General features: G+C 40.7%; 18 protein-coding genes and 1 other annotated feature. Of the genes, 14 read left to right on the top strand and 4 right to left on the bottom strand.

Annotated elements, in window-relative coordinates:
* Nucleotides 1-13: 13 nt before the first annotated feature.
* The 10 genes from RTK36_RS04020 to RTK36_RS03975 all read left to right on the top strand — a co-directional run bounded on the left by RTK36_RS04020 (nt 14) and on the right by RTK36_RS03975 (nt 9,112).
* Nucleotides 14-634 carry a C39 family peptidase gene (locus tag RTK36_RS04020; protein WP_312044594.1) on the top strand — a complete coding sequence of 207 codons (621 nt, stop codon included), beginning with the start codon at nt 14-16 and terminating at the stop codon, nt 632-634.
* Between the two features lie 445 nt (nt 635-1,079).
* Nucleotides 1,080-2,184, top strand: a protein-coding gene (gene prfB, locus RTK36_RS04015; RefSeq protein WP_312044592.1) for a peptide chain release factor 2 whose coding sequence is annotated in 2 segments (ribosomal slippage) — nt 1,080-1,154 and nt 1,156-2,184 — 1,104 coding nt in all. Because the reading frame shifts where the segments join, the coding sequence is not laid out codon by codon here.
* An 11-nt stretch (nt 2,185-2,195) separates the two neighbouring features.
* Nucleotides 2,196-3,182: an RluA family pseudouridine synthase gene (locus RTK36_RS04010; protein WP_312044590.1), complete on the top strand. Its 987-nt coding sequence runs from the start codon at nt 2,196-2,198 to the stop codon at nt 3,180-3,182.
* Between the two features lie 16 nt (nt 3,183-3,198).
* Nucleotides 3,199-3,933, top strand: coding sequence for a nucleotidyltransferase family protein (locus tag RTK36_RS04005; protein WP_312044588.1), 735 nt, complete (start codon nt 3,199-3,201; stop codon nt 3,931-3,933).
* Nucleotides 3,934-4,086: 153 nt separating this feature from the next.
* Complete coding sequence (gene prmA / locus RTK36_RS04000; RefSeq protein ID WP_312044585.1) at nt 4,087-5,064, top strand: 50S ribosomal protein L11 methyltransferase; 978 nt, start codon at nt 4,087-4,089, stop codon at nt 5,062-5,064.
* A 3-nt stretch (nt 5,065-5,067) separates the two neighbouring features.
* Nucleotides 5,068-5,793, top strand: a complete 726-nt coding sequence (locus tag RTK36_RS03995) for a 16S rRNA (uracil(1498)-N(3))-methyltransferase (protein ID WP_312044583.1) — start codon at nt 5,068-5,070, stop codon at nt 5,791-5,793.
* Nucleotides 5,794-5,804: 11 nt separating this feature from the next.
* Entirely contained in the window at nt 5,805-6,953 is a 1,149-nt protein-coding gene (locus RTK36_RS03990; protein WP_312044581.1) for a cysteine desulfurase family protein, read from the top strand.
* Between the two features lie 13 nt (nt 6,954-6,966).
* Nucleotides 6,967-8,142: a tRNA uracil 4-sulfurtransferase ThiI gene (gene thiI, locus RTK36_RS03985; protein WP_312044579.1), complete on the top strand. Its 1,176-nt coding sequence runs from the start codon at nt 6,967-6,969 to the stop codon at nt 8,140-8,142.
* 106 nt (nt 8,143-8,248) lie between these two features.
* A complete protein-coding gene (locus RTK36_RS03980; protein ID WP_312044577.1) occupies nt 8,249-8,668 on the top strand; it encodes a hypothetical protein in 420 nt (139 codons plus the stop codon).
* Between the two features lie 24 nt (nt 8,669-8,692).
* On the top strand, nt 8,693-9,112 hold the full coding sequence (locus RTK36_RS03975; protein WP_312044575.1) for a hypothetical protein: 420 nt from the start codon (nt 8,693-8,695) through the stop codon (nt 9,110-9,112).
* 147 nt (nt 9,113-9,259) lie between these two features.
* On the opposite strand, the gene RTK36_RS03970 is transcribed toward RTK36_RS03975, so the two are convergent.
* The 4 genes from RTK36_RS03970 to RTK36_RS03955 all read right to left on the bottom strand — a co-directional run bounded on the left by RTK36_RS03970 (nt 9,260) and on the right by RTK36_RS03955 (nt 14,663).
* On the bottom strand, nt 9,260-10,054 hold the full coding sequence (locus RTK36_RS03970; protein WP_312044573.1) for a 3D domain-containing protein: 795 nt from the start codon (nt 10,052-10,054) through the stop codon (nt 9,260-9,262).
* Nucleotides 10,055-10,333: 279 nt separating this feature from the next.
* Nucleotides 10,334-11,089: a TatD family hydrolase gene (locus tag RTK36_RS03965; RefSeq protein ID WP_312044571.1), complete on the bottom strand. Its 756-nt coding sequence runs from the start codon at nt 11,087-11,089 to the stop codon at nt 10,334-10,336.
* On the bottom strand, nt 11,089-13,083 hold the full coding sequence (gene metG / locus RTK36_RS03960) for a methionine--tRNA ligase (protein WP_312044569.1): 1,995 nt from the start codon (nt 13,081-13,083) through the stop codon (nt 11,089-11,091). Before metG ends, RTK36_RS03965 begins: the two co-directional genes overlap by 1 nt.
* A 131-nt stretch (nt 13,084-13,214) precedes the next feature.
* Nucleotides 13,215-13,473 (bottom strand) — a binding site (T-box leader).
* 74 nt (nt 13,474-13,547) lie between these two features.
* Nucleotides 13,548-14,663, bottom strand: a complete 1,116-nt coding sequence (locus RTK36_RS03955; protein WP_312044567.1) for an aminopeptidase — start codon at nt 14,661-14,663, stop codon at nt 13,548-13,550.
* Between the two features lie 304 nt (nt 14,664-14,967).
* Here RTK36_RS03955 and RTK36_RS03950 point away from each other — a divergent pair, with 304 nt between their 5' ends.
* The 4 genes from RTK36_RS03950 to RTK36_RS03935 all read left to right on the top strand — a co-directional run bounded on the left by RTK36_RS03950 (nt 14,968) and on the right by RTK36_RS03935 (nt 17,135).
* A complete protein-coding gene (locus tag RTK36_RS03950; RefSeq protein WP_312044565.1) occupies nt 14,968-15,315 on the top strand; it encodes a NifB/NifX family molybdenum-iron cluster-binding protein in 348 nt (115 codons plus the stop codon).
* Entirely contained in the window at nt 15,272-15,823 is a 552-nt protein-coding gene (locus RTK36_RS03945) for a YqeG family HAD IIIA-type phosphatase (protein ID WP_312044563.1), read from the top strand. The genes RTK36_RS03950 and RTK36_RS03945 overlap by 44 nt, the downstream gene beginning before the upstream one ends.
* 271 nt (nt 15,824-16,094) lie before the next feature.
* Nucleotides 16,095-16,658, top strand: coding sequence for an elongation factor P (gene efp / locus RTK36_RS03940; RefSeq protein ID WP_312044561.1), 564 nt, complete (start codon nt 16,095-16,097; stop codon nt 16,656-16,658).
* Between the two features lie 123 nt (nt 16,659-16,781).
* Nucleotides 16,782-17,135: a CD1247 N-terminal domain-containing protein gene (locus RTK36_RS03935; RefSeq protein ID WP_312044559.1), complete on the top strand. Its 354-nt coding sequence runs from the start codon at nt 16,782-16,784 to the stop codon at nt 17,133-17,135.
* Nucleotides 17,136-17,658 lie beyond the last annotated feature (523 nt).

The following is a 17,658-nucleotide window of genomic DNA, read 5'->3' as shown; positions in this document are numbered from 1 at the left end:
TGGGGGGAGAGATATGAATAAAATCATTGAAATACCCTTTTCCATACCTTTCTATACCCAGCGGGTCACTGAGGAGAGCTGGATGGCCGATGGCTTTTTAGATTTTCAGGAAGGCCTAAGCTGGGAAATAAGGGGATGTGGCATTGCATCTTTGCGAATGGTCATTGACGGGTTTTTGCAGCAAGCAGGTGAATCTTACTGTGAAAAGCAAGGCACAATGATTCACAAGGGGCTGAAAAAAGAAGCCTATAAACAAGGTGTGGGCTGGATTCATCAGGGGTTAGCAGAGATGGCAGGGGAATACGGCCTTTTGGCTGTTGCCTATCGAGGAAAGAATGCCTTAGATGTTGTTGGGGAAATCGAAGGGGGGAAACCCTGCATCATTTCTGTTTCTCCCAGATTTGCAGGGGGACAACAAGACGAAAACGGAAACCCCTATGGCAAAGGCGGTCATTTGGTGGTAGCCTATGGCTGTGAGGTGGATGAGGGGGGAAATCCTGTAGCTTTTCTAATACATCATCCTTCCTGCTATTTGGAATATAACTGGCCACGGCATTGGGTTTCTATCGGGGACTTCGAGGCATCCTTTTCTGGTAATTATATTGTATTTCAAAAGGATCAAAGCCGGATTTAGAAAAACAGTTTGTTTTACTTTGGAAGCATAATGGTTTAAGGTGTGTTTTTAAAATGCATTGCATTAATAAAATTCATTTCAGATAGAAGCTTCTTTCAAGCCTTTTTAAGGCTTGCAGTTTTCGGGACATCGTTCTGAGAACTTGACTTAGGATCGCGTGGTTTCACCCACACCCACTAACTTTTATTGAATGCTATTTACATGGGGTTAAAAGGTTAAAGGTTCAAGGTCACAAAGATAGCATATGTGGGGATACGTTTGTTAATATTCATGGCAAAAATGCATTTTAGCATATAATAGTTTCGCGCAAGCCTTTTTAAAAGGGTTGCAGGGTTCGGGATAGTGCCCTGAGAACTTAACTTTTTACAGAGTCCTCAGAAATTGACCATGCATTGTATTTTGCACATGATTATATATTTCATTTTTTAAAGGAGTTGATTTTTAAATGTTCGAGTTAGAACAGATCCGTCTGGGGCTTTCCGCTTACGACGAAAAATTAGAGGAAATGGGGGCTTCACTTTGACGTCGCTGGCGCAAAGGAGAAGATAACCGAATTAGAAGAACTTTCCGCTGACCCTGAATTTTGGGGCGACTTGGAAAAAAGCCAGAAAACCTTGCAGCAATTAAAGGCGCTGAAAAATAAGGTGGGCAAATTTGAGACATTGATTACCACCTATGAAGACATCCTCACCCTCATTGAAATGGGTATTGAGGAGCAGGATGATAGTGTGTATGAAGAAGTAAAGGCAATGCGCAATACGTTTGAATCTGAATTTGAGGAGCTTCATATCGCAACGATGCTGGATGGGGAATATGACCGTAATAACGCCATTGTTACCCTGCATGCAGGGACCGGTGGCACAGAGGCTTGCGATTGGACCAATATGCTGTTCCGTATGTATAGCAAATGGGCGGCAAAGGCAGGTTATGAAGTGGAAATTTTGGATATGCTGGATGGAGATGAGGCAGGCATAAAATCTGTTACCATTCAGGTAAATGGTGAAAATGCCTATGGCTATTTGAAGTCAGAAAAGGGCATTCATCGCTTGGTTCGTGTTTCACCTTTTGACAGCTCAGGCAGACGCCATACGTCTTTTGCATCCTGCGATATTATGCCTGAAATCGAAAACGATAATGAAATTGAAGTAAAGCCCGATGACATTCGTATTGATACTTACCGTGCCAGCGGCGCAGGCGGTCAGCACGTTAATAAAACATCCTCTGCAATCCGTATTACCCACTTCCCTACAGGGACTGTGGTACAATGTCAGGATGAAAGAAGCCAGTTCAGCAATAAGGATAGAGCTTTTAAAATGCTGAAAAGCAAGCTTCTTGCTTTGAAAATTGAGGAGCAGATGCAAAAGCTTGCCCAGATCAGAGGGGACGTAAAAGAAATTGGCTGGGGCAGTCAAATTCGCTCTTATGTATTTATGCCCTATACTATGGTAAAGGATCACCGTACAGGCGAAGAAACAGGCAACGTTGGTGCAGTTATGGATGGAGAGATTGATCCCTTTATCAGCGCATATCTTGCTTGGATTCACAGCTAAAGGAGAACGTATTGAAAGAGATCAGAATTACCAAAAGCGAAGAAAATCAAAGGCTGGATAAATTCCTGCTGAAATATATGAATAAGGCGTCTAAAGCCTTTATTTATAAGATGCTGAGAAAAAAACGCATTAAATATAATGGGAAAAAGGCGGAAGGCAACGAGTTACTCCGAGCGGGCGACTCCCTTTCGCTGTATCTTTCCGAGGATACCATGTGCTCTTTTATGGAAGAAAAGGTGGTTTCCCAAGCAGAGCGTCATTTTGCCATCATTTATGAGGATGATGATGTTCTTGCGGTGGCAAAGCCCGCAGGACTTTTAACCCACCCAGAAAAGAGCGAGGATAAGGATACATTAATTGATCAGGTTTTATTTTACCTCTTTGAAAAAGGGCAGTATGCACCTTCTAAGGAGAGTACCTTTACCCCTGCTTTATGCAACCGCTTAGACAGGAACACCAGCGGTATTGTACTGGCAGGAAAAACCCTAAAAGGCGTGCAGAGTCTGAATGAGGCCATTCGTAACAAACAAATGGACAAGTATTACCTTACGCTGGTTCAAGGAGAGGTAAAACAAGCCGGGAAGATATCCGCTTTTCTTTCCAAAGAAGAGGGAAAAAACCAAGTGCGCATTTCAAAGGAAGCAGGGATTGATGGGAAGGAAAGCATTACCCATTATCGTCCCTTAGCCTATTGTGAGGGTTATACCCTCTTGGAGATTCACTTAATTACAGGAAAAACCCATCAAATCCGCGCCCATATGCAGGCCATGGGGCATCCGGTTGTGGGGGACCGAAAATATGGAGATACCGGGGTAAATCAAGAATTTAGGCAGAACTTTGGTCTGTCAAACCAGTTTTTACATGGGGCAAGGCTTGTTTTTTCCAACGCGGACGGTTCTTTAAGCTATTTGAAGGGAAAAACCCTCAATGCACCGTTACCGAAGGTATTTCAACAAATTGTAGAAGATATTTTTGGGGAAAGTGTGGCATTGGAGTAACGAAGGAGGCGCAAATATGAAAGCCATAATATTGGCGGCAGGCTATGCAACAAGGCTATATCCTTTAACTTTGCATAAGTCTAAGGCTTTGCTCCCGATTAATAAAAAGCCGATTATTGATTATATTATTGATGAAATGAACCATGTAAAAGGTTTGGATGAAATATATGTGGTTACCAACAGCCGTTTTTATGAGCAGTTTTTAGACTGGACGCAAACGGTTCACAGTAATGTTCCCATTTTTATTCTAGATGATGGAACCACGGATGACAGCAACAAACGGGGAGCAATTGGAGACATTTCCTTTGTTATTCAGGAGATGAAGATTGATGACGAGTTGATGGTCATTGCTGGGGATAATTTTTTTACCTATTCTTTAAAGGATTATGTGGACTACTTCCGTGAAAAGAATCGGGATTGTGTTTGTGTGAAAGTTTGGGAGGACAAGGAGTCTTTATCCCAGTTTGGGATTGCCCTTTTGGATGATAAAGGATTGGTTCTTGATATTGAAGAGAAACCGAAACAACCAAAATCAAATACTGTCGTGTTTGCCACGTACTTATATAAAAAGGAAACGGTACCTCTTTTTGCCACTTATTTGGCAGAGGGGAATAAGCCTGATGCACCGGGGAATTTTCCCGCTTGGCTGTATCGACGCAAAGAAGTGTATGCCTATACATTTACGGAAGAATGCTACGATATCGGTACGCCGGAAAGCTACCGTGAGGTATGCCAACTGTTTGAGGATTAAGTCCGAGTCCGACGCAATTGCGGCGACTGACAGCAAAAAGAGCCGCTTGATGCTCTCCCGTAAGGAAGTAAATGAATTGCTTCTTTATGAGAGGGTGTCCCAGCGGTTTTTTCATGTAACAAAATTGAAAATACGCATAAAAGGAGTAATACCATGGAATGGATTGAAGTTTTTGTAGCAGTAAGTCAAACAGGGCTGGAGCCGATTGCAGGCTTATTATACGAGTGCGGTCTAACAGGACTGATGATTAGTGATGAGGCGGATTTTCAAGAATTTTTGGATGCCCCCAATAGAGATTGGGACTATGTAGCCGACGAGCTGGTGGAAGAAAAGCAAAAATTGGAAACAGGAATAACCTTTTTCTTGAGAGATAACTTGTATGGCAAGGAGCAACTGGCGCAAATCAAGAGTGCATTGACTGTGATTAAGGAGCAGGAAAAAGAACTGGATTTAGGCTCACTGGAAATGACAATGAAAAACGTACAAGAAGAGGATTGGGCGAACAATTGGAAGAAATACTTTAAGCCTTTTCCTGTTGGAGAAAAAATCATGATTAAACCCTCTTGGGAAGAATTGATTGCTCCAACGGATAAGGTGATATTGAAGATTGACCCCGGCCATATTTTCGGAACAGGAACCCATGAAACCACCCAGCTTTGTATGGAGCTTATTGAAACATACTTGAAGAAAGACGATATGGTTTTAGATATTGGTTGTGGCAGTGGCATCCTGTCTATCGCATCTCTTTTGCTGGAAGCAAAGGAAGCGGATGCCGTAGATATTGATCCAAATGCCATGGAGATTGCTTATGAAAACAGTGATCGTAATGATATTCCCCGAGAAAAGTATCATGTTTGTGCAGGTAATATTTTGGAGGATGAAGCTCTTCATAAAAAATACAGCGGGAAAAAGTATGATATGGTGGAGGCAAATATTGTTGCCGATGTGATTATTGCATTAACGAAAAAAGTGCCTGATTATATTAAAGATGGCGGTGTTTTTCTATGTAGTGGCATTATCATCGAGCGGAAAGAGGATGTATTATCTGCTTTGACTGCTGGTGGATATTCCATATTGGAAGTAAAAGAGAAAAAGGGTTGGGTAGCCATTGCGGCTCGCTATGAGGGATAAGAGATGCCAAAATTTTTTGTAGAACCTCATCAAATAAAAGAAAACCTCATCCAAGTTACTGGGGAGGATGCAAAGCATATTAAGACGGTACTGCGCGCTCGAGAAGGGGAGGAAATTACCCTATGTGATGGACTAGGGACAGATTATTTTTGCCGTATTGCCTCATTAGACGAAGGCGTTACAGCGGAAATTCTCTCTAGAGAGCTATGCCAGTCGGAGCCAAAAACGAAAATCACTCTTTATCAGGGCTTGCCTAAGGCAGATAAAATGGAGCTTATTATTCAAAAATGTGTAGAATTAGGTGTAGATCGTATTGTTGCCGTTTCTACAGAGCGCTGCATTGTAAAACTGGATAAAAAAGAGGAAAAAAAGCTGGATCGTTGGCAAAAAATTGCTGAGGCCGCTGCAAAGCAAAGTGGAAGAGGAAAAATACCTGAAATTGCACCAAAGGTTCTGCGCTTTCCCGAGGCTTTAGCGGAGGCAAAAAACCTATCTGGAGCCATCATTCCTTATGAAAAAGAAGAAAAAAGAGGGATACGTTCTTTTGTGGAAAGCTTTTCGGGGACAGATATGGGCGTTTTCATCGGTCCTGAAGGAGGCTTTACAGAAGACGAGATTCAAGGAGCCATAGATGCAGGGGTGTTGCCTGTTACCCTTGGTAAGCGGATTTTGCGTACAGAAACGGCGGGTATGACTGCCCTTGCTATTTTGCTGTACGAGTTAGGTTAAGGAGGAGTAAGATGATTTATTTGGATAATGCCGCTACCACAAGGGCTTTGCCTGCTGTGGCGGAAAAAATGACGTATATGCTCACGGAGCAGTTTGGAAACCCCGCCTCTGTAAGCATAATGGGCTTAGAGGTGGATAAGGAGATACGCCACGCATCTCAGATTTTAGCCCGTGGAATTCATTGCAAGGAAGAAGAAGTGTTTTTTACCAGTGGTGGCACAGAAGGAGATAACTGGGCAATTTTTGGTACGGCAGAAGGCTATCAAAGGCACGGTAGACATTTCATTACGACGCAGATTGAGCATCCTGCGGTGAAAAACCCTATGAAGGCATTGGAGGAGAAAGGGTGCGAAGTAACTTGGCTCTCTGTTGATTCCAAAGGGCATATTTCATTGGATGAGTTAGAAAAGGCAATCCGCCCTGATACTGTATTGGTTAGTATTATTTTAGTGAATAATGAAACTGGGGTGGTGCAGGATGGAGCGACAATCGGGAAGCTGATAAAAGAAAAAAATCCTCAGACATTATTTCATGTTGATGCAGTGCAAGCCTTTGGTAAGTACCCCATAGATGTGGAAAAGATGAAGATTGATCTTCTTACCATGAGTGGACATAAAATTCATGGCCCTAAGGGTGTAGGGATGTTGTATATGCGAAAGGGTACAAAGGTAAAACCTTTTATTCTAGGCGGTGGTCAGCAAAAAGCACAAAGAGCGGGCACGGAAAATGGCCCTGCTGTGGCAGCTTTAGGCGTTGCCGCGGAGGAAGCCTTTCACCACATGCAAGAGAGTATTGCCCACGTGTCTGGGTTAAAGAAATCTTTGGCGGAAGGGATTTTAGCCATGCCCAATACAAAAATAAATGGGGATGGATTAGAAGATGCCAGTCCTTATGTTTTGAATGTTACCTTTGAGGGCTTGCGCAGTGAAGTTTTACTTCATGACTTGGAAAGTAAGGGTATTATTGTTTCCGCAGGCTCCGCTTGTGACAGCAAAAAGAAAGTAGGAAGCCCTGTGCTTATGGCGATGGGAATGCCTTTTTCGGAAATAGAAGGGGCAGTGCGCTTTAGCTTCTCCAGATATAATACCATGGAAGAAATTGAAACTTGCTTATTGGCATTGGAAAAGTCTGTGCCATTTTTAAGAAAATATAACAGATAAAAAGGGGAGCATTATGGCAGAAAAGGTTTTAATCATAAAATATGGTGAAATTGCAATGAGAGGCAATAACCGCTACATTTTTATTAATCGTCTGATTTCCGCTATCCGCAGAAATATTGACCCGTTGGGGAATTATTATGTGGTTAGAGATCCGGGCAGATTGATCGTTGAGGATAGAAGTGGCGAATTGGATTATGATTTGCTGATTCCTCGGGTGGTGCCTATTTTTGGTTTGGTGGAGGTATGTCCTGGGGTTCGTTTGGCGGATATGACCTATGAAACTATTTTAGAGGAAGCACACCGCCATATGAAGGAGCAGTATGGCGACCAACAGATTTCCTTTAAGGTGAAGACGAGAAGGGCGAATCAAGGCTTTACCATACCCTCAATGGATATGAATATGAAAGTTGGGGAGTATTTACTGGAGCAAATGCCAAATCTAAAGGTGGATGTGCATAAACCTGACGTAATGTTGAATATTGAAATCAGAAACAGCGTGTATATTCATTCCAAGGGGATCAAGACCTACGGCGGTTTGCCCTATGGTAGTTCAGGCAAAGGGGTTAGCCTTCTTTCTGGTGGCATTGACAGCCCTGTGGCTACTTGGATGATGGCGAAGCGAGGCGTTGAGGTGGAAGGCGTTTATTTCCACAGTCCTCCTTACACCAGCGAATGGGCAAAAGAAAAGGTCATTGATTTGGCGAAAAGAATTGCCGATTTTACAGGGGAATTTCGCCTTTATGTAGTGCCTTTTACAGAACTACAGTTATATTTACTGGATAACGTTGCCCATGATAAGCTCACCATTCACCTGAAACGTGCTATGATGCGTGCAGGTGAGATGATTGCCAAAAAGGACGAAGCCATGGCACTGATCACCGGTGAAAGCGTAGGACAGGTTGCCAGCCAGACCATGCAGGGGATTTATGCCATTAATGCAGTTTGCGAAATACCAGTTTTGCGTCCCTTGGCAGGAATGGATAAACAGGAGATCATAAATCTTGCGCAGAAAATAGGTACCTTCGAAATTTCAGCCAGACCTTATGAGGATTGTTGCACGGTATTTGTTGCTAAGCATCCTGTAACAAAGCCTAGATTGAGTTTTATTGAGAAATCCGAGCGTCGATTGACAGAATTAGATAGATTACTGGAAGAATCTGTTGAAAAATCGGAAATAATTGATTTGTAAGAAATTTTTAATTGCAATAGAAAATGGAAAATTATAGAATATATTAAGAGAAAGAACATTTGGGAGTTGCATAATTCGTTAGCGTTCATGATCGGGAGGAAATAGTATGTTTACTTCAGAATGGGGAAGAAAGACATTTATTAAAATCATGCTGTTCTCTTGGTTGGGAATACTATTGCCTTGGTTTTCCTTTGGTCCTCAGGAAACAGGCTATTGGTGGGGATTTTATGGCTTTCAGTATGTAATGATTCAAATGTTTCTATTAGGGCTATTTTGTAATTTAGTACCTGAGAAAGAGAATATAAAACGCAGCTTTCCTGTTTTCATTGAGATTTGTCTATTTACCTTCCCCTTGGCATACATTTGGCAATTGATGACATGGCATACGTTGTGCATTACAGGAGAAATTAGTCTTTCTATAGGTTTGAGAACGGCTTATCCTCAATTTTGGATTGCATTTTTCCTTACTTTTATACCAATATTTGCTTATCCTGCTTTAAGACGTTGGAAGAAGGAATATCAATAAGATTATGTGATGGGGGAGATAGATGTGTTTTCTACGGAACGGGGGAAAAAGATATTTTTCAGTATAATGTTTTTTTCGTGGGTAGCCCTGCTTTTTCCTTGGGGTTTTTCGGAACTTTATAGAGATAAATATTTCTTGTGGGTTATTTTACCACCCTATCTTCCCATTGTGATTGCTCTTTTGCTTCTCCTTGGCAATTACAAAGTGAAAGAGGGAGCATGGAAAATTGGGTTTTCCGTTTTAACAGAGATATTATTGATTGCTATGCCTATTCTTTGTTTATGGCAGATGATGCTATGGTTGTATATGAATTTGAAGTATGAAAATATTGTTAGCAATGGTTCGGGCGTTACATTCATAAACTGGATTATTTTTGCCCTTGTTTGTATTCCCTTTTTTGCTTTTCCTATTTTAAGTCGATGGAAGGGCAAAGAAGTGCAATAATTATATTTAGGGATTGGATATGTTTGCGCCAGAGTTCTTTCCTGTTTTACAGCGGAAAGGTAACAAAATAATATATGTTGCATGGAAAAAGACCAAGTCATTGACTTGGTCTTTTGTATCGTGGTTTTTTATATTTATTTTCTTTGATTAGGATAAAACGTAAACGGTCACGTTTTGTACACCCCAAGAAAATGCTTCATTTTTCGTTTCATAACAGACGTCAATACGGTTGCCCTTAATTGCGCCGCCTGTATCCGCAGCAATGGCTACACCATAGCCGGGAACATAAACCTTACTGCCCAAGGGAATTACCCTAGGATCTACTGCGATAACACCCTTTTTTGCTGTGGCGCCTGATGCTGTGATACCATTACAGCCAGCGTCGAAAGGTGTATATGCTGTTACTTTTGCATTGATTGCTTTTTGATAAGTCATGCCGCTAATGACGTTGGCAGCACCAACCTCAATGACTTTGTTTACTGCATTTGTGATAACTTTTGTTTCCACAGGCTCTGTACTTACTAATTTGTCGCCATGATATACTTCCTTTGTTACAATGGCAGTCTGACCTTCTTTTCCTTCCTGAACTACGCGACGTTCGCCTGGTTTCAAATCGGAAGAAGATTTTTCCACTGTTTCATAGGGTACAACATCAGTTGTAGCAACAATTTTTTCAGTTACTGAGGTGAGAGAAATGGTCATCATATCTGTTACAGCGTCTGTTTTTTTATAATCGCTCAAAAGATATTCTGTGTCAATAGTAGCGGAGAGTTCCTCCAGCAAGTCACCAACGGTTTGAGCGTCTGTGGATACCATACGAGGTACGCCGTCCACATTTACGAATACAGACTGTGTATTTTGTTTGCTGTAAGCAGAGGCCGAGCCGCAGCCAATCACCAATATAAATACCACGATAGCAAATACTCTAAGATGCGTTTTCATTTTTTCCTCCTTGAACACGACCCTGCCTGCCGATTATGTGGGTAATAGCAGAGGGGTTGCTCCTCTCGTATTTATGATAGACATATAGATTCTTATGCCTTTGCTCATGCCTTTTGGAAAGGCTGAGCCGCAGTCGTATTTACATGGGGAGTCGTCACTTCCGCATGCTTTTTCTTTTCTTTTTACGAACAACTGCAAAAATAAAGATATATCGTATTGATATACCTTTACTTTACAGATAGTATATTAACATATTTGTAACATTTATGCAACGTTTTTTTAAAAGAATAAATTTTGTGCATTTTTACTAGTAATATTTGCCACGTTTTCTGGGGAAATATTCTTAATTTCGGCGATTTTTGTTACAATATATTCCAAATTCCTGGGGTCGTTACGCTTTCCACGGTTGGGTGTAGGAGCTAAATAAGGGCTGTCTGTCTCAATTAAAATTTTCTCTAGGGGTATTGCCTCCACCACTTCTACCATTTTTTTCGCATTTGGAAATGTCACCACTCCCCCAATTCCGATATAAAACCCCATTTTTGTGTATTCAACCGCCATTGGTGCTGAACCTGAATAGCAGTGGATGACACCCTTGCGCACGTTACTTGTGGACATGATATCAAAAGTTTCCTGTGACGCATCTCGTGAATGAATTATTACAGGTTTGTTAACAAATTCTGCAAGACGAAGCTGTTGACGGAACCAAAATTGTTGCAGTTCTCTTGGATGTGTATCATAATAATAGTCCAAACCAATTTCCCCAATAGCAACTACTTTTTTATGCAGGGAGAGGCGACGGAGTTCCTCTATGGTTTGGGATGACATATCATACAGTTCATGGGGATGAATGCCTACGGAGGCGAAAATGTAGTCATAACGTTCAGCAAGGCGAATGCTTTGCTTTGAGCTTTTCACATCACAGCCAACGTTTACCACATAGTCTATACCGCAAGAGGGGAGAAGCCCTAAAAGCTCCTCCCGATCCTCTTTGAACCGCTTATCATCTAAATGTGCATGAGATTCAAAGTACATTAGCTAATTCCACTTCCGCTGGGGAAGTCTTTCTTTTCTGTGGTTAATAGACTCAAATTGCCGTTTCCGTCATCGGCGCAAAGAATCATTCCATAGGACATCTCGCCCATCATTTTTCTTGGTTTTAAATTATAGGCAACCACAACACGTTTACCCACCATTTCTTCAGGTGTGTACCACTCTTTAATGCCGGAGAAAACAACTCTTTCTTCATCGCCGATGCGAATCACATTACGCAGAAGTTTTTTGGAATTTTCTACAACAGAGCTCTCAATAACTTCGCCTACCTTAAGCTGTACTTTGCAAAAATCATCAATGGAAATTTCAGCCGGGTATTCAGGTTCTTCATGCTTTTTAGGTGTTTCCTTTTTCTCTTCTTTCTTTTCTTCTTTGCCTTGGTTTGCTACAGCGGTAGACTGAGAAGCTTTAATTGCTGCTTCTAATTCTGCCAATTCTTTTTTCATATCAATACGTGGGAAAAGGGATTCGCCTTTTTCCACTTTCAATTCAAAGGGCAATAATCCCCATTTTTTTGCCATTTCCCATTCCACAAGATTACTTTCCATGTTATACTGCGCCCAAATTTTTTCGGGTGTGGAGGGGATGAAGGGCTGAATCAAAATTGAAGTGATTCTGATGCTTTCGGCAACATGATATAAAGCGTTTGCCAGTTCACCCTGTTTTGCTTCATCTTTACAAAGAATCCAAGGTTGTGTTTCATCAATATATTTGTTGGTTCTGCGAATTAAGTTCCAAATTTCCATTAAGGCGTCACTAAAGAACATTTTTTCCATAGCCGCTTCTACTTTTTCCGCTGTGCCCAGAGCTACTGTTTCTAATTCCTTATCAAAAGGAGTTTCTGTACGAGCATCAGGCAATCTTCCGCCAAAATATTTTTCAATCATACCAACGGTTCTGGATACCAGGTTACCTAGGTCATTTGCTAAGTCGGAGTTAATACGCTGGATTAATGCTTCATTATTAAAGTTACCGTCTTGTCCGAAAGCGACTTCTCTTAATAGGAAGTAACGGATAGCGTCCACGCCATATTTCTCAACCAATACGTTAGGGTCAACCACATTACCTACGGATTTCGACATTTTGCCACCGTTGATAACCAACCAGCCGTGTCCAAAAATTTGCTTGGGCAGAGGAAGATTCAATGCCATCAGCATAGCAGGCCAAATAATAGAGTGGAAACGAACGATTTCTTTACCAACCACGTGGACATCTGCAGGCCAGTATTTCTGGAACAGGCTGTCATCCTCGGAACCATAGCCCAAAGCGGTGATATAGTTGGAAAGAGCATCAATCCAAACATAAACGATATGCCCAGGGTCAAATTCCACAGGAACACCCCATTTGAAAGAAGTACGAGAAACTGCTAAATCTTCCAAGCCTGGTTTTAAAAAGTTATTAATCATTTCGTTTTGGCGAGTGTTTGGTTGCAGGAACTCTGTATTTTCTTCCATGTATTTCAAAATACGATCCTGATATTTGGAAAGGCGGAAGAAATAGCTTTCTTCCTTTACCAATTCCACGTCACGTCCGCAGTCAGGGCATTTGCCATTTACCAGCTGATGCTCTGTAAAGAAGGACTCACAAGGGGTGCAATACCAACCTTCATAGGAGCTTTTATAAATGTCTCCTTGATCATAAAGTTGTTTGAAAATTTGTTGTACTGCTTTTACATGGTAATCATCTGTAGTACGGATAAATTTATCATAAGAAATGTTTAAAGTTTTCCAAAGCTCTTTGATACCTACCACAATATTGTCGATATATTCCTTTGGCTCTTTGCCTTGGCTATTTGCAATACGCTCGATCTTTTGACCATGCTCGTCTGTTCCTGTAAGGAACATAACGTCATAACCCCGCAATCTTTTATAACGTGCCATGGTATCTGTTGCCACAGTGCAATAGGAATGGCCGATATGCAGTTTATCACTGGGGTAGTAAATGGGGGTGGTGATATAAAATTTTTCTTTTTCCACAATTCTCTCTCCTTTTATAGTATCTAAAATGCAGAACTTGTCCGATTTGTAAATGATTTTTTATAGCATAGGTTTCAAACTGATTTTACAGCAAGCACCTTAGAAATCAAAAAACCGCCCTTCATAAAATTACAAAGGACGGCTATTTACCGTGTTACCACCTTAATTCGCCTTTTCCTCACGAAAAAGACCTCACTGGGTACAAAATCGTACCTTTGCGCTTTAACGGGCGCACCCGTCGCAGCCTAAAGAAAAAATTCTTTCGGTGCGCGGCTCCAAGACCATATTCAACAACTGCTCCTGTGCCTATTTTCAGCGAAGGCAAATGTTGCCTTTAAGGCTCTCTTTTTACATAGCGGGATTGTTTACTCTTCTTTTCACAGCCAGTTTATCTTATATAGGATTTTACTATAAAGCAAAGAACCCTGTCAACAATAAAGCCGAGGTTTTCTACTTTTTCGCCATTATTTCAAATTTTCGGGGTTCAAAACCTCTAACTCCGGCAGAACAAAAATGCCATCCTTGCGAATGAGCTTATCATCAAACCAAATTTCGCCGCCGCCGTATTCAGGAGTCATGATTAAAACCAAATCCCAGTGGATTGCGGAGTGGTTATCATTATAGGCATCATCGTAGCAGTTACCGGGGGTGAAATGGATACTTCCAGCAATTTTTTCGTCGAACAAGATATTGTTCATAGGCTTTGTAATGTAGGGATTTACGCCGATGGCGAATTCTCCAACATATCTTGCGCCTTCATCAGTATTAAAGATTTTTTCCAGACGTTCTTTATCGTTCCCATCACAGTCCACGATTTTACCATCCTGAAAGGTCAACTTTACATCTTTAAAGGTAAAGCTGTTGTATTCAGATGGGGTATTATAGGTAATAACACCGTTGATGGAGTTTCTTACGGGAGCGGTGTAAACCTCGCCATCGGGGATATTGCAACGTCCTGCGCATTTGACAGCAGGGATATCCTTAATGGAAAAAGTGATATCTGTATCTTTTGCGATGAGGTGTACCTTATCGGTTTTATTCATCAGCTCAACCAAGGAATCCATAGCTTTACTCATTTTGCTGTAATCTAAATTGCAAACGTTAAAGTAGAAATCCTCAAAATCCTCCAAGCTAGTATGAGCAGATTGTGCCATAGAGTTTGTGGGATAGCGCAAAACCACCCATTTTGTACGGGGTACACGAATGCCGTGATGCACGGGGTCGGTGTAGAAACGATTTTGTAAATCCAATTTTTCATTGGGAACGTCCGATTGCTCTGTAATGTTATCTTCCCCACGAACGCCAATGAAGGCATCCATCTGTTCCATTAAACGGCCATCCACCTCAGCCATGATTTTTTGCTGATCTTCCGTAGCGCCCAAAAGCAGTTCTCTTTCTAAAGAGTTTGTCATGACCTGTAAAAAGGGAGTTCCTCCTGCATTATAAACTTCCTTAATAATTTGCTTTACCAAGGGTGTGGGATGAATCCCATTGCAATTGATGAGCAATTTTTCCCCCTTCTGCAGGCGGCAGGAATAGTTTACCAGATTATATGCTAAAGTTTTTATTCTTTCGTCCATATAAAATCAGCTCCTTCATTGAAATAATATATATAGGTAGTATTTTACACTTTTTTCGAGATATATGCAAAAAAAATGTACTGAAAATTGACAAAATGCCAAAAAAGCGGATACAATAACCATGTACAAGAAAAAACATTTAAAAAGCAATCTTTATTTATGATGGAAAGGGTTAAAATATCCTGAAAGAAAGGAATTTTAAGAAGTATCTCTTTTTGTGAAATAAGAAAAATTGTAACATCTTTTATTCTGGATAATCTGTTAGGTAAATAAATGCAGTTTGGTTTTGATTGGGGGGCTTTTGGTGCGTGTAGCAATACCAACAAGGGATGGACGGATTGAATCTGTTTTTTCTAGAGCAGAGGAATTTACCATATATGACGTGGAAATTGAGTTGGTGAAATCCAAAGTGACTGCACCCTTGGGTGGGAGGGAATTGGGCAGCTTTTTAGTGGAGGAAGCCATCAATGTTGTGATATGCGGAAGGATTCGCTCTGGTACACGTAATGTTATGCGGGTAAAGCGGGTGGAGCTGCTTTATGGTGTCACAGGAGACGCAGATGATATTATGATTCGCTATTTAAGCGGTGAGCGCTTGGGGAACGTGGATGAAAATGCATTTTGGAGCAAGGATGGAGAAGGGTTGGAGTGAGATGATTTTAGAACGTTTTTTTCCAGATATTTTTATAAAATCTATTTATGAACTACCTTTGGAGGAACTGAAAGCAAAGGGAATCAAGGGACTGGTGTTTGATATTGATAACACGGTAGCTCCCTTTGATATAGCGGAGCCAGAAAAGGATTTGGTTGAGTTATTTCTTTTTTTGAAAAAACAAGGATTTCGCCTTTGTATACTTTCAAATAATAATAAGGCCCGTGTACGACTGTTCAACAAAAACTTGCGTACCTTGGCGGTGCATAAGGCTGGGAAACCAGGAGTTAGAAAGCTAAAACAAGCGATGAAAAAGTTGAAGCTTTCACCGGAAAATACCGCCATTGTGGGGGATCAGGTTTTTACGGATATGTGGTGTGGCCACAGGGCAGGCTTGACCTGTATTTTGACAGCGCCAATTTGTAATCGTGATCAGCTGGTTACAAAAATAAAAAGAGGTGCAGAAAAAATGGTGCTAAAAGAATATTTTAAGCGTGAAGGGAAATAAAAGATAGAAAATACCTTATTTTCAATAAGTTTATATTGAAATATAAAGGCTTTTCCATTAGAATGTAAAAGGATATGCTTCTTTTTTATAAAAGCAAGCATGATTGGCTAACGGACGAGGTAAGTGCAAGAAAAAAAGGGCTTACAAAGGAAAGCAGATGGAGTATAAGCTCAAGCTGATTTCAGGGCGTGAAAGACGCTGTCTGTTATAAATACAATGTAAAAATTGTAGAAAGAATTTTGAATGAAATGATTTTGAGGAGGAAATACGAATGATTTCTGCAGGTGAATTTAGAAATGGCGTAACAATGGAATACGAAGGCGCTCCCTATGTAATTTTGGAATTCCAGCATGTTAAGCCCGGTAAAGGTGCGGCGTTTGTGCGTACAAAAATCAAAAATTTAAAAACAGGGGCTGTTTTGGAAAAAACCTTCAGACCTACTGAGAAAATGCCCAGAGCACATATTGATAGACAGGACATGGAATATTTATACAACGATGGTGATTTATATCATTTCATGAATTCTGAAACTTATGAGCAGATTGCAATTAACGCTGATGAGGTTGGCGATGCTTTGGAGTTCGTAAAGGAAAATGAAGTAGTTAAAATTCTTTCTTACGACGGTCAGGTATTCGGTATTGAGCCTCCATTGTTTGTAGAATTAAAGATTACAGAAACAGAGCCCGGATTTGCTGGCAACACTGCACAGGGTGCAACAAAGCCTGCAATTTTGGAAACAGGTGCGCAGATTCAGGTACCTTTATTCATCAATCAGGATGAAGTGGTTAAAATTGATACAAGAACCGGTGAATATTTGGGTAGAGCAAGCTCCTAAGAAAAGCCCTGATTTAAAATATGTGATTTTCTGTTTCATAGGGGGAGTGAGTTTTCGTGCTTACTATTTTTTCGATTGGACAGTTCTTTGATTAATCATGAATGGAAAAGGGGGCTTTTTAACATGGAATATTTCGAAAAAAAAATTACCTATCTTCGGGGTCTGTGTGATGGAAGCGGCTTTGACGAGAACAGCAAGGAAGGTAAAATTTTCCACGGGATGTTGGAAATATTAGATGATATGGCGTTTATGCTGGAAACCTTCATGGATGATGAAGAAATGGAAGATATGGAAAAATTTGAGGATGAAGACGGAGAAAACCAGCCCATTTATTTATATTCCTTTATCTGCCCTAGTTGCGGAGAAGAAATTGATGTGGATGGAGAAACTATGGAAACGGAAACAGAAATTCAGTGTCCTATCTGCGGAAGCGAAATTCCCATGGGAACTGAAAATACAGATGATTTAAAACTTTAGATGAGAAGGTGCAGTTCTTTAGGATAATGTACTGATCGGTACCTCAAATCAATAAGGATATTCAAAGCCCCGCAGATTCTGCTTGAATCTGCGGGGCTTTGTTCGTTTAAGAAAGTCTGCTGTTTGCGAACAAGCGCTTCTTTGTTTTATGAGTGATGGTTAAAAATGCCCATACCAGAGCTGCTATTTTATATTTGATAAGGCCCGATGTGATTGTGTATACCTATTTTGCTAGAAAAATTAATTGTAATAGGTTCAAACAAAAAAGATTGGACACTTCGTCAAAATGTGCAAGTACGACATAAGAAAATTGCACAATCAATTGACAATTTATTACAATGTAGGTATAATATATTATATAAATTCTACAATTTTCGACAATTGGATTTATTTTGTTTTGGCGTTTCGGTACAATTCTGTTTCCGTTTGGGGACAAGTGTGCCAAAAAGCAGTTAAACCATGGTTTTGTCTTATTTATTGAAGATAGCACTTTAAGGGGTGTCTATATATATACCAAGCATTA

It is taken from the genome of Anaerotignum sp. (assembly GCF_031981185.1).
Lineage (GTDB): Bacteria > Bacillota > Clostridia > Lachnospirales > Anaerotignaceae > Chakrabartyella.
Note: the sequence above shows the minus strand (reverse complement) of the source record. Positions and strands in the feature narration are given on the sequence as shown.